14 protein-coding genes are annotated in these 12,502 nt (G+C 58.8%); 5 read left to right on the top strand and 9 right to left on the bottom strand.

What is annotated here, in order from left to right; all coding sequences use genetic code 11:
* Positions 1-125: 125 nt before the first annotated feature.
* Genes BN1969_RS01090 through BN1969_RS01080 form a run of 4 tightly spaced genes read left to right on the top strand, consistent with a single transcriptional unit; the run spans position 126 to position 2,371 of the window.
* Positions 126-836 (top strand): hypothetical protein, encoded by a 711-nt coding sequence (locus tag BN1969_RS01090; RefSeq protein ID WP_050622607.1) that lies wholly within the window; start codon positions 126-128, stop codon positions 834-836.
* Between the two features lie 14 nt (positions 837-850).
* A complete protein-coding gene (locus tag BN1969_RS18790; protein ID WP_473206042.1) occupies positions 851-973 on the top strand; it encodes a CD1871A family CXXC motif-containing protein in 123 nt (40 codons plus the stop codon).
* A complete protein-coding gene (locus BN1969_RS01085; RefSeq protein ID WP_050622606.1) occupies positions 966-1,832 on the top strand; it encodes a 4Fe-4S binding protein in 867 nt (288 codons plus the stop codon). Before BN1969_RS18790 ends, BN1969_RS01085 begins: the two co-directional genes overlap by 8 nt.
* Positions 1,829-2,371: a TlpA family protein disulfide reductase gene (locus BN1969_RS01080; RefSeq protein WP_242850255.1), complete on the top strand. Its 543-nt coding sequence runs from the start codon at positions 1,829-1,831 to the stop codon at positions 2,369-2,371. The genes BN1969_RS01085 and BN1969_RS01080 overlap by 4 nt, the downstream gene beginning before the upstream one ends.
* 49 nt (positions 2,372-2,420) lie before the next feature.
* Here the strand turns inward: BN1969_RS01080 and BN1969_RS01075 are convergent, their stop codons facing one another.
* From BN1969_RS01075 to BN1969_RS01035, 9 genes are all read right to left on the bottom strand, one after another.
* Positions 2,421-3,548 (bottom strand): transglutaminase domain-containing protein, encoded by a 1,128-nt coding sequence (locus BN1969_RS01075; protein ID WP_082203448.1) that lies wholly within the window; start codon positions 3,546-3,548, stop codon positions 2,421-2,423.
* A 221-nt stretch (positions 3,549-3,769) separates the two neighbouring features.
* Positions 3,770-5,149: an MATE family efflux transporter gene (locus tag BN1969_RS01070; RefSeq protein ID WP_050622604.1), complete on the bottom strand. Its 1,380-nt coding sequence runs from the start codon at positions 5,147-5,149 to the stop codon at positions 3,770-3,772.
* 1 nt (position 5,150) lies between these two features.
* Positions 5,151-5,771: a TetR/AcrR family transcriptional regulator gene (locus BN1969_RS01065; protein ID WP_050622603.1), complete on the bottom strand. Its 621-nt coding sequence runs from the start codon at positions 5,769-5,771 to the stop codon at positions 5,151-5,153.
* A gap of 334 nt (positions 5,772-6,105) precedes the next feature.
* Positions 6,106-7,734, bottom strand: coding sequence for a chaperonin GroEL (gene groL / locus BN1969_RS01060; RefSeq protein WP_050622602.1), 1,629 nt, complete (start codon positions 7,732-7,734; stop codon positions 6,106-6,108).
* Between the two features lie 165 nt (positions 7,735-7,899).
* Positions 7,900-8,184 (bottom strand): co-chaperone GroES, encoded by a 285-nt coding sequence (locus BN1969_RS01055; protein WP_050622601.1) that lies wholly within the window; start codon positions 8,182-8,184, stop codon positions 7,900-7,902.
* Between the two features lie 223 nt (positions 8,185-8,407).
* A complete protein-coding gene (locus BN1969_RS01050) occupies positions 8,408-9,322 on the bottom strand; it encodes a diacylglycerol/lipid kinase family protein (protein WP_050622600.1) in 915 nt (304 codons plus the stop codon).
* Between the two features lie 16 nt (positions 9,323-9,338).
* Positions 9,339-9,842: a DUF3916 domain-containing protein gene (locus BN1969_RS01045; RefSeq protein ID WP_050622599.1), complete on the bottom strand. Its 504-nt coding sequence runs from the start codon at positions 9,840-9,842 to the stop codon at positions 9,339-9,341.
* Between the two features lie 10 nt (positions 9,843-9,852).
* Positions 9,853-10,974, bottom strand: a complete 1,122-nt coding sequence (locus tag BN1969_RS01040; protein WP_050622598.1) for a THUMP domain-containing class I SAM-dependent RNA methyltransferase — start codon at positions 10,972-10,974, stop codon at positions 9,853-9,855.
* An 11-nt stretch (positions 10,975-10,985) separates the two neighbouring features.
* A complete protein-coding gene (locus BN1969_RS01035) occupies positions 10,986-11,825 on the bottom strand; it encodes a glycerophosphodiester phosphodiesterase family protein (RefSeq protein WP_050622597.1) in 840 nt (279 codons plus the stop codon).
* Between the two features lie 235 nt (positions 11,826-12,060).
* Between BN1969_RS01035 and BN1969_RS01030 the strand changes: the two genes are divergently transcribed.
* Positions 12,061-12,498: an NfeD family protein gene (locus BN1969_RS01030; protein ID WP_077138665.1), complete on the top strand. Its 438-nt coding sequence runs from the start codon at positions 12,061-12,063 to the stop codon at positions 12,496-12,498.
* Positions 12,499-12,502: the final 4 nt, after the last annotated feature.

Genomic DNA, 12,502 nt, shown 5'->3' with positions numbered 1-12,502 from the left:
CTCCTCCACATGATATACCATAATAACAGAAACCTGTAAATTTTTCATCAATACGCCTTGATGAAAAATTTACACCGTATTTGTTATACTCCCTCCTGTTCCATTAGAACAAGGAGGTTTTATTGATGAAATTTTGGACGAAGAAACGAGCGGCGGCTCTGGGTCTGGCCGCTGTCATGACGCTTTCCCTGACTGCCTGCGGCGAAAAGGCGCCCAGCCTGGAGGAAGTGGAGCAGGCCATCGAAGCAGGCACTCTTACCGTGGAGGATGCTCTGGACAAGGGCTGGGTGGATCAGGCGTGGGTGGATGCCTATCAGGAAGAAAGCTCTGTGCCAGCCGTAAGTAAGATCGAAGCCAACCGGGTGGGGGAGTTTACTACAACGACCCTGTCCGGCGACCCCTTTACCCGGGAGGATCTGGGGGATGTGCTCCTGTTCGCCTTTGTGGACCCGGCCAGCGAGGAGGCGGGAGCATTTTATGACGCAATGACAGCGGCGTGGGACGGCGTACAGGAGGCGGGGGCCGGAATGGTACTCTGCCTCAAGGGGGAAGACGAGAGCGGACGGTTTGCAGACGCCCCCTTCCCGGTGATCCTCTATAACGACTCTCTCAAGGAGGCGCTGGGGAACAACAGCGGCATGGTGGAGGACAAGGAGGTGCCCAACACGGCCTCCTGGTATGAGAACGGTTCCTTCCTGTCTGCATGGATGATGACGCTGGATGCCGAAGAACTTCCCGAGGACGCGGCGTCCTTTGTTGCCATGGGGCAGGAGGGGAGCGCCGGGGACAATGCACCATCTGACAGTGGCGCAGCCTCTATGGTCCCAATGGGTTGAGCGGCATGAGAAAGATGACCATGTTCTACTTGCTGGCAGCCCTGCTGATAATGGGCCTCGGCCTGTGGCGGGGCGAGGGGGCAACAGTCCTCTCCAAGGGGATCAATCTGTGCATGGAGTGTGTGGGCATTGGCTAAGAACAGACATCGCTGGAAGATCCAGCTGGGCGCGACGCTGGCCACCAACCCCTTCTTTCTGAACTTCTTTCAGGGGAAGATCTCTCGTGGAAAGCTGAAAGGGGTCTGTGTCCCTGGACTGAACTGCTACTCCTGTCCGGCTGCGGCGGCCTCCTGTCCCATCGGGGCGATCCAGGCCGTGATCGGCTCCTCCAAATTCCATTTTGCCTACTATGTAGTGGGTTTCCTGCTGTTCATCGGCGTTCTGCTGGGCCGGGTGGTATGCGGCTTTCTGTGCCCATTTGGCTGGTTTCAGGAGCTGCTCCACAAGATCCCCACAAAAAAATTCAGCACAAAGCGGTTCCATATCCTTACTTATCTGAAATATGTGATCCTGGTCCTTTTTGTCATCGTCCTGCCGATGACAGTGGTGAACGAGGTGGGAATGGGGGACCCCTTTTTCTGCAAATACCTCTGTCCCGCCGGGATCCTGGAGGGCGGAATTCCCCTGTCTCTGGCCGACGCCGGCATCCGGGCCAGTCTGGGCTGGCTCTTCACCTGGAAAAGCTGTATCCTGCTGGGCGTCGTGGTGCTGTCGGTGTTCTTCTACCGGCCCTTCTGTAAATGGCTGTGCCCTCTGGGGGCCTTTTACGGGCTGTGCAACAAGGTCTCGGTCTATCGGCTGGAGGTAGATCAAAACAAATGTACCTCCTGCGGCGCGTGCAGCCGGGTATGTCAGATGGATGTGGACGTATTCCGCACACCCAACCACGCCGAGTGCATCCGCTGCGGGGACTGTGTGGCCACCTGCCCCCATCAGGCCATCGCCAAGACCTTTTCTCTGAAAAAACAAGCGAAAAAGAAGGAGGCTATACTATGATGAAAAAAGGATCATCTCTGCTGTTGGCGGCGGCCCTGCTGTTGGCTGTTCTGACAGGCTGTTCCGCCGGGGAGGACAACTCCCTGGTATCCAAAACGCCCTTTCCGGAATTCTCTGAGGTGGACACCCAGGGAAACCCGGTGACTAGCGACATCTTTGCGGACTACGACGCCACCATCGTCAACTTCTGGAACAACGGCTGCGGCACCTGCATTGAGGAGATGCCGGAGCTGGAGGAGCTGTATCACCAGTTTCAGGAGCAGAATATCAATCTCATCGGCGTAGGCACCGATTCCGGCGAGGGCGAGGAGCAGCTGGAGACCGCCCAAAACATTCTGAAGGAGAAGGGCGTCACCTATGTGAACATCTCCCCGGACCCGGAAGGCGAGTTCTACAAGGACTTTGTCTCCGAGATCTTCAGTTATCCCACCACCTACATCGTGGACGGTGAGGGCAATATCATCGGCGCCCCCATTGTCGGGAATGTGAAAAAGCAGATCGACACAGTGAATGAGCGGCTGGAGTTGATTTCCGAGTAATTGTAAAGGCGGCTGTCCTCCTTGGACAGCCGCCTTTCATTGATATGCGTTATTCGGACAAAAGCCAGCTGAGCTGTACGCTGTCCCAGGAATATCGCTCCTCCAATTCTTCCTGAGCGAAATGGCACAGTTCAAATTTGGGAGACAGCCCGCGGTCTGCTGTGGCGTCAAACCAGAGCCAATGGCCATCCAGATCTGCGATATTCCACATGTGGTGCTCACTTCCATAGAGCCCTGTGGCGGTATAGCAGGGGATGTCTGCCTGCTCAAAAAGCAGCTTCAGGGCGAGAGAATACCCGCCGCAGATGGCTACCCCGTCCCGGAGAGCGCCGACAGCAGTCTGGGAGTCGTATGGCATATTGGCCCGGTCGGAATAGTACCGCCGGTCATATTGAACGTATTCCGTCAGATACCGGTACAAAGTTTCTGCCTGCTCCCGCTTTGTCATGGTGTCATCGATTAGTTTTTCCGCGGCCTCGGCGGCCAGAGTTTCCGCCTGCTCCAGCAGGGTGAGACACTCCTCCATGGTCATCCCCATAGCTGGGGAATACGTGAGCTGTGTCCCGTCCTGGCTAAGGGAGCAAAGGATATACCCGCCGCCTACCTGCTGCAATGCATAGCTGATCTGATCCGGGTCCATAGCGGGGTCGGTCATTCGGATGTTCAATGGCTCCGAGCTCAGATGGGCCTCCGCTGTTTCTATCAGCTCCAGGATCGTGTCCACTGTGATCCCTTGCCAGTCTGCGGGATAGTTTCCGGTCTTATGGGGCATATAGGAGATCTGGCAGGTCAGCGCCCCGTTTTCCAGTTCAGCAGTGATGTCATAGGCATATTTCAGTTCTGGATGCTGGCCGATCAGTTCATAATAGAGATTCCTAAGGTCAATTTCCGGCGTCTGATCCCAGACCACCTGAGACACCTCCATGGGTAATGGCTGGCGTACCTCTGAAATTGCAGCGTAAAGCTCTTCCTGAAGCATTTTCGCATCGGTGATATTCAATGGAATCACTTCAGTCGGCTCGACTGGTATCTCTACCGAAGGATCTGTGGATTCTGAACCAACAGATGGCGGCGTCAACTCGGGGCCGTTTTCACTGGCGGCACACCCCACCAGCAATAGAACTGTTAACTGCGCCATCACCCATAGTAATGTGAATTTCTTGATTTGAATTTTCATTAAGATCTCTCCTTTTTGTCTTGGTTGACAAATACCTTCTGCACGCTGTCCCTATATGTTCACGCTTATCATTCATTCTCTGTGCAGTGGCACCCTGACTACCTTATCACAAAGAGAACTGCCGCAGCAAAAGAGTCTTGGGGGGATCCAGTTTCAGGCGAGTATTGAACTCTCAGCTGTTGCTGCCGCATTACTGGGCGATGATGAAAAAGTACACTGGTTCAGTCCCTTTTTGACAGCCGATTCATATTGGCCGAGGCAATGCGCTTCATGGAGCGGATGGAGCAAAGACACACCAGAATGGTCAGCAGATCCGCCGCAGGCTGGGTCAGGTAGATCCCTGTGACACCAAATAGCTTGGGCAGGACCAGAATGAAGGGCACATAGAACAATCCCTGCCGGATCATGGACAGAAACAGACCGTAGCCGGAAGCGCCGATGGTCTGGTAGGTGATGGTCATCATATAGCACAGCCCGAAAGCCGGATAAAGTGCCACCTGAGAGATCAGCAGCCACCGTCCATAGTCCACAATGACAGGATTCTGGTTAAACAGCAGGATCAGGGGACGGGACAGCAGGATATAGGCGGCGGCTACCAGCACCGTCAGGACCAGCGAACCCTTGAGCGCAAAGCGCACCGACTGATGGAAGCGGTCTTCCTGCTTGGCGCCGAAGGCGTAGGAGGCCACCGGCTGATAGCCCTGCATAAAGCCCATGACCACATAGCAGCCGATGAGGATGAGCCGCTGGACCACGCCGTAGGCCGCAATGATGTTGTCGGCATCCGGCAGGGGCGCGGCGGCGATATTGGTGAGAGAGGATGCCACCGAAAGGCAGATCTGGATGACAGCCGTGGGGATGCCGATGACAGTGACGGTTTTGATGAGCTTCCAACTGGGGCGGAAGGAGCGCAGGTGCAGCTTGATAATAGAATGTCCGCTAAGGTAGAACCATGCCAAAATAAAGAAGGTGACGAACTGGGACACTGTTGTAGCAAGGGAGGCTCCCTCCACGCCCATGCCCAGCCCCCAGTCAAACATGAATACGGGGTCCAGCACCACATTGAGCAGTGCGCCGGTGATGACGGCAATGGAGGAGATCTTTACGGAAGACTCTGCCCTCGCCGCGCAGTTCATGCTCTGGGCGGGCAGATTGGCCAGGGCCGCCACAAACATCCAGAAGGCATAGTCTTTGGCCAGCGGGAGAGATGCCTCAGAGGCGCCGAAAGCCCGCATCAGCGGTTCGATAAACACGATGCCGCCCACGCACAGTATCGCGCCGATGACGATGGATAAACCGATGATGGTGGTAACAGTGCGGCTGGCTCCGTCCTCATCTTTGGCCCCAAGCTGCCGCCCAGCCAGCACAGCTGCTCCGGCGGCAAAGATATTCTCGATGGATACCATGATGAGCAGAAGGGGAACGGTGACCCCCACTGCCGTCAGGGCGATATCATCTTTCAGCATTCCGATATAGGCAGTATCCACAATGTTGTAAACTGCTTTGGCCAGCAGGGCCAGGGTGGCGGGAAGGGCCAGCTTGATGATGGCCTTTGAGGGTTTGGCTTCTCCCAGAATAGAAGCGTTCTGTTTGGCGGCCATATCACTCACCCCTCTCTGTCACGCCGTACAGCAGCACGGTCAGCAGCTTGCGGCACTGGGCGTCCCGGTGGACAAACCGTTCCTCGGCGGGGATCGCGGGCGATTGGTTTTGGGCGTTGATGAAATCCTGAAATTGCCGGAACAGGTCCACCACTTCTTCTGTGGTGATGTCGGAGCGCAGGGGCAGCCGGCGCAGCAGCCGCTCCAGTGTGGATACGGTCAGGGTGTCAAACGCCTTCCGCCTTGCCCGCACCTCTTCCGCCAAAGGAGTGGGGGGCGAGATGACTGCCTCGCAGAAGATGGACTGATAGATGGGATTCTCCTGAAAAAAGGCCATGCGGGCGCTGAAATACCGCCCCAGCTGGTCCTCCGCCGATCCGGCGTCCTCCTCCGGCAGGGCGGCGCTGAGATGTGCGGTCAGCCGCTGGAAGCACTCCTCCACACAGGCCAGATACAATTCGTCCTTGTTCTCAAAATAGTGGTAGACGATCCCTTTGGAAATTCCTTGGGCGGCACAGATGGTGTTCACTGAACTGCCGCCGTAGCCTTTTTCTGCAAATTCCGCCAGCGCACTGTCCATGATCCTGCGCTGGGTCTGTTGATTCTTTTCTTCCCGTTTCATAGGTCTGCCTCCGAAAGATAATTGACCACAAGGTCTATTTTCTGCATCATAGCACAAATAGACCTTGTGGTCAATATTTGAAATGTGAACTTTTTGTGTGATAAAGAAACTGACATGGAGGCAGCGCCTACTGGTAAAAAGGAACATAAAAAGCCCCCTGTATCCACAATCGTGAACACAGGGGGCTCATTCCATGTTAAGCGCTTCCGGACTAGTAAAGTGTGTAAATCGTGTGTAAGCTTACAGCACTTGCGCGCAAAACACTTCGAATTCTTGCGAAAAACGTGTCATCTTGCGCTTAAATCCTCAGAAAAGCAGCACTTAGAGCGATTGTTTAGTACATGCCACCCATGTCGGGAGCGGCGGGGGCTGCAGGTGCGGGAGGCTGAGGCTTATCGGCCACCAGGGATTCGGTGGTCAGGAGAGTAGAGGCAATAGAGGCGGCGTTCTCCAGAGCGGAGCGGGTCACCTTGGTGGGGTCAACGATGCCAGTGGGGATCATGTCGCAGTAGACCTCGTTGTAGGCGTCGAAACCGTAGCCCACCTTGCCGGACTCGCGGATCTTCTCCAGCACCACAGAGCCATCAATGCCGGCGTTGGCAGCGATCTGCTTCACGGGGGCGGTCAGTGCGCGGGCCACGATCTGCAGACCGGTCTTTTCGTCGCCCTCAGTCTCAGCGTAAAGCTTCTCCACGGCGGGGATGGCGTTCAGATAGGCGGTGCCGCCGCCGGCCACGATGCCTTCCTCCACAGCAGCGCGGGTAGCGTTCAGGGCGTCCTCGATGCGCAGCTTCTTCTCCTTCATCTCCACCTCGGTGGCAGCGCCCACCTTGATAACGGCTACGCCGCCAGCCAGCTTGGCCAGACGCTCCTGGAGCTTCTCCTTGTCGTAGTCGGAGGTGGTGACTTCGATCTGGCTCTTGATCTGGCCGATGCGGGCCTTGATCTCTTCGGAACTGCCGGCGCCGTTGACGATGGTGGTGTTCTCCTTGGTGACCTTCACCTGGCGGGCCTGACCCAACTGATCCAGAGTGGCCTCCTTCAGCTCCAGGCCCACGTCGGAGGAGATCACAGTGCCGCCGGTGAGGATGGCGATATCCTGGAGCATCTCCTTGCGGCGGTCGCCGAAGCCGGGGGCCTTGACGCACACCACGTTCAGGGTGCCGCGCAGGCGGTTGACGATCAGGGTGGACAGGGCGTCGCCCTCCACATCCTCAGCGATGATCAGCAGCTTCTTGCCGGACTGGACCACCTGCTCCAGAACGGGCAGCAACTCCTGGATATTGGAGATCTTCTTGTCGGTGATGAGGATGAGGGCGTCGTCCAGGTTGGCCTCCATCTTCTCAGTGTCGGTGACCATGTAGGGGGTGACATAGCCGCGGTCGAACTGCATGCCCTCCACTACCTCGGAGTAGGTCTCGGCAGTTTTGGACTCCTCGATGGTGATGACGCCGTCGTGGCCCACCTTCTCCATGGCCTCGGCAATCAACTGGCCGATGGCCTCGTCGCCGGAGGAGACAGCGCCCACGCGGGCGATGTCAGCGGAGCCGTTGACCTTCTGGCTGTTGACCTTCATGGCCTCGATGGCGGCGGCGGTGGCCTTGGCGATGCCCTTCTTCATGACCATGGGGTTGGCGCCGGCGGCCAGGTTCTTCAGGCCCTCCTTCACGATAGCCTGGGCCAGCAGGGTAGCAGTGGTGGTGCCGTCACCGGCCACGTCATTGGTCTTGGTGGAGACCTCCTTCACCAGCTGGGCGCCCATGTTCTCAAAGGGGTCCTCCAGCTCGATCTCCTTGGCGATGGTCACGCCGTCGTTGGTGATGAGGGGGGCGCCGAACTTCTTGTCCAGCACCACGTTGCGGCCCTTGGGGCCCAGAGTGATCTTGACGGTGTCAGCCAGCTGGTCCACGCCCTTTTCCAGAGCCTTGCGGGCTTCCTCGCCGTAGCAAATGATTTTAGCCATAACATATTACCTCCAATTTAGAGAAGACTTAGTTTGAATCAGAAATTAGGAGTTAGAACTTAGGAATTGCGGCGGTCCGGCTTTACCGTAGCCATTGGGATCGACTGCCGCCTCAGGCAATTCATCGATCCGACGTTTCTCATTCCTAGTTGCCGTCGCTGAATTTCACTCTACAATGGCCAGGATATCGTTCTGACGGACGATGGTCACCTCTTCGCCGTCGATCTTTACCTGGGTGCCGGAATACTTGCTGGTGATGACCTTGTCTCCCACCTTCACGGTCATAGTGACCTCCTTGCCGTCCACCATGCCGCCGGGGCCCACAGCCAGGACCTCGGCCACCTCGGGCTTCTCCTTGGCGGCGCCGGTGAGGATGATGCCGCCCTTGGTGGTCTCCTCGGCCTCCACCATCTTCAGAATGACGCGGTCAGCTAAGGGCTTGAGTTTCATAACAGGTTCCTCCTTATATGATATTGGTATTAAACGAGTTGGGGAGAGTGCGCCGACACTGTGACCGACAGGACTCTCGGAATGTTAGCACTCAATAAAACTGAGTGCCAACCACGAGTATGATAATAAACGTTTTAAAACAAAAAATCAACCCCCAATTTCAAAAAATTGCGGGCAATTTCGTAAAAGTTTACCGTCCGTTCACAAAGTGGAGAAAAGAGTGCTAAAATTCGGGGGAATAATCGGCACCCGCAGGGAAGAAAAAGTTGATTTTCAAGGGGGAGAGGCGGACGGTGAAGCGGGTCCCGCGCATGACCTCGCCGTCCACCACCACGGTGATCTCCCGGGAGGAGGAAAAGGAGAGGGACTGGCCGTGCCAGTCGGTGATAAGTTGGGGGTACTGCCGGTAGAGCCCCTGGGCGTACTTGCCCACCAGGCGGAAGAAAGTGAGGCGGCTGATCTCCCCCACGGCCAGGACATCCAGCACACCGTCGTCCGGCATGGCGTCCGGCACGGGCATGAAGCCGCCGCCGTAGTGCCTGCCGTTGCAGATGCACAGGATGGCGGTCTGCCGCTCCTGCCAGTCCAGGCCGTTGGCACGGATGGTCAGGGGACGGCAGAGGCCCCGGAAGATGACCTGCTCCGCCAGGGATAGAAGATAGGCGCCGATACCGGAGACAAAGCGCAGGTCCTTATATCGGTGCACCCCCGCGGCGATGCGGGCGTCCACGCCGGCACACACCACGTCCAGGCCCAGCTTGCCATTGCAGTCCATCAGGTCAAAGGCACGCTGGGGGCCGGCGGCCAGGGCCTCCAGGTCGTAGAACAGCTCCCGGAAGCGGGGGCCGAACAGCTTGAGAAAGTCGTTGCCCGTCCCCTTGGGCACGCAGGTGACCGCGGCGTTGTCAAAGCCCGCCGCCCCGTTGACCACCTCGTTGAGGGTGCCGTCCCCGCCGCAGGCGTAGATGCGCACCGGCCCCCCCGTCCGGGCCGCCGTCGCCGCCAGCCGTTGGGCGTCCCCGGCCTCCCGGGTATAGGCCACCTCGTGGGGAAAGGACAGCCGGGACAGCAGGGTCTCCAGCCGGGCGGTGCTCTCCGGCCTGCCCGCCGCCGGGTTGATGATGAACAGGTGCCTCATAAATACCTCCCAGGGGTCAGGGCAGGTCCCCATAGCCCCAGATCAGCGTCCGCTCCACATAGCCCGCCCAGTGGAACTCCTCCAGCACGCACCGCTCCGGGAGCGTGGAGGACAGCCCCAGCTCCGTCAGCAGAGAGCGGTCCTTTTGGAGGGTCCAAAGCCCGTCCGCCGGGTCAGTGCGCAGCCAGAAGGTCTCAAACCGCTCCCGGTCATAGATGAGGACGATCTCCGCCTGGCCCAGGTCTCCCCCAGGCATAAAGAGGAATATTTTGCAGAAGGGCAGGTCCGCCGGCTTGGCGGCGATGAGGGCCTCCGTCTTGCGCAGCAGGGCGGAAAACAGGGCCTTCCGGCCCTTTCCACGGGGGTGGAAAAACCGGTGAGAGTACAGGTCCAGCTCCAGAAATTCTTCCCGACCATCCGCCTCGTCCGGGCGCCAGTCGGGCTGGTAGTCCTCTACCACCCGGATCAGCTTCCTGAGCATCCGCCGATAGCCCCGGAATTTTTTGACACGATATGCCATGATGCACCTCCTATTTGACGCCGTAGAGGAACAGGTCACATTTCAGCATTCCGTTATATAACTTCCGCTTCCTGTCCGCCGTCTTCCCAAAGGTGCGCTCAAACTCCGTATGGGAGGAGAGCAGATACAGCTTCCAGGTCTCCGGGAACTTGGTCCATGCCTTTCCGAAGGCGCGGTACAGCTCCTCTGCCTCCCGGCGCTCCATAATGCGCTCGCCGTAGGGAGGATTGGTGACGATCCGGCCGTACATCCCGCCCCAGTGGAAGGTGCGGGCGTCCGCCGCTTCAAACCTTACAATGTCGTCCACCTCGGCCAGCTGGGCGTTGTGCCGGGCCAGCTCCACGGCGGCAGGGTCGATATCGCCGCCCCAGATCTCATAGTCCCCGTGGAACTCCCGGTCCTGGGCCTCATCGGCGGCATCCATCCAGGCCTGAGCGGGGAGCCAGCTCCACTTCTGAGCGGAGAAGGAGCGGTTCAGGCCCGGAGCCCGGTTTTTGGCGATGAGGGCGGCCTCGATGGGGATGGTGCCCGAACCGCAGAAGGGGTCGCACAGCGGGTCCCGGCCCCGGTAGCGGGAGAGGAGCACCATGGCGGCGGCCAGGGTCTCCCGCAGAGGGGCGTCCACCCCGTGGGCCCGGTAGCCCCGCTTGTAAAGCCCTGGTCCCGAGGTGTCCAGCATCAGGACGGCGGTGTCTTTCATGATGGAGAACTGGATCTGGAAGAGCGCTCCGGTCTCAGGGAGGGTATTCAGGCCGTAGGCATCCCCCAGACGGGCGGCGGCCGCCTTTTTCACAATGGATTGGCAGGCAGGCACGGAATGGAGGGCGGAATTAAGGCAGTGCCCCTTGACAGGGAACCGGCCCTCCCGGGGGATGAACTGCTCCCAGGGGAGGGCACGGGTCCCCTCAAACAGGGCGTCGAAATCTCCGGCAGGGAAGGTGCCCAGCACCAGCAGCACCCGCTCCCCGGTGCGCAGATTTAGATCCATCCGCGGGATGTCGCCGGGCCGGCCGGAGCAGAGGACGCGGCCATTTTCCGCCCGCACCTGGTCCAGCCCCAGGCGGCGCAGCTCATCCGCAGCCAGGGCCTCCAGGCCGAAGAGGGTGGGGATCGCAAAGTTCAGAGTTTCCATGGCAGTTCTCCTTATTCCTGGGGGGCGGGCGCCCCGAGATCAGTGTAGATGCCCGAGATGCCCTGGCGGACCAGGGCGGCCTGATCCGCCGGGTCATTGACCGTGTGGACGAAGAGAGGGACCTGGGCCTCCAGGAGCGCCTCCACATAGCCTGGGGTGTCCGCCAGCTCCGCCGGGAAGGTGATCCCCTCCAGGGGGTGTTCAGCAGCAAAGCGGACCAGGGCGGCGGTGTCCTGCTTTTCGGACCAGGACATCTGATACACGGTGAGGATGATGTGCTCAAAGCCCAGATCTGCCACCTGGTCATATTCTTCCGGGTGGTAGATCTGAATGATGAAGCGGCTGCGCAGATCCGGACAGCGCTGGGCGATCAGGGCGGCGCCCGCCGCGCAGTCCTCCTTGATGTCAGTGACGATGGAGACGCCGGGGTGTTCCCTCAGCCAGGCGATCAGATGATCCAGGGTCAGGGAAGTGAAGCCGTAGGTGCTGTCCCGGACGGCCTCGAACTGGGCCAGGGTGGGGGAGTCCGTGTCCAGGATGCGGCCATAGAAAGCGTTCCAGTCGTGGACGCAGACCAGCTCCCCGTCGCAGGTCCAGGAGAAGTCCAGCTCCAGCAGCCGGAAGCCGTTTTCGTAGGAATGTTCCAGCGCCTCCAGACTGTTGCTGCCCGTCACTCCCTCCGGGGTGACGCCGCCGGCGTGGAGGATCATCAGGGGGGTGTGGAGCTGCTGCGCCTGAGCGGTGATGGCAGGAAGGGAGACGGCCAGGCCCGGCGGAGCAGAGAGGGGAGCTCCGGCGGACAGGGAGGCAGTGAGCATGAGGGAGAGGATAAGTTCTGAAACGATGGGCATGGGCGGGATTCTCCTTTAAGCGTCGAGAGAGATTGGTAAAAAACAGTATATCGGATTTTTCGCCATTAGGCAAATACTTTATAGAGCGGAAAGGCGGCGCTCCCCCGATCCTGAAATTATTTACAGAAAAAAGAGAGAAAACCATAGCAATTTTTTGTAAGATATGATATCCTGTCATCCAAGGAAAGAAGTTTTCTTTCCAGCCCCCCGGGATGGGAACAGAAAGGAGTGTGCTATGATACCCATACCGTTTACTGTGCTCTGGCTGATCGCCCTGATCGTGTTCGCGGTGGGGGAGGCTATCACTGTGGGCCTGACCTCCGTTTGGTTCGCGGTGGGTGCTCTGGGTGCGCTGATCGCGGCAGGCTTTGGCGCGGCGCTGTGGCTCCAGGTGGTGGTCTTTCTGGCTCTGTCCGGGGTGACCCTGCTGCTGGTCCGCCCCTTGGCAAAGAAGTTCCTGACGCCCCGCTACCAGGCCACCAACGCGGACCGGGTCATCGGCGCCACAGCACTGGTCACAGAGGAGATCGACAACCTGAAGGGGAGCGGCCTGGTGAATATCTCGGGACAGGTCTGGACCGCTCGCTCCGCCCATGACGTTGTCATACAGCCTGGGCGGGAGGTCAAGGTGCTCCGCATCGAGGGAGTCAAGGTTTTTGTAGAGCTGTTATAAGGAG

The sequence above is a fragment of the Clostridium phoceensis genome (genome assembly GCF_001244495.1).
Classification (GTDB): Bacteria; Bacillota; Clostridia; order Oscillospirales; family Oscillospiraceae; genus Lawsonibacter; species Lawsonibacter asaccharolyticus.
Note: the sequence above shows the minus strand (reverse complement) of the source record. Positions and strands in the feature narration are given on the sequence as shown.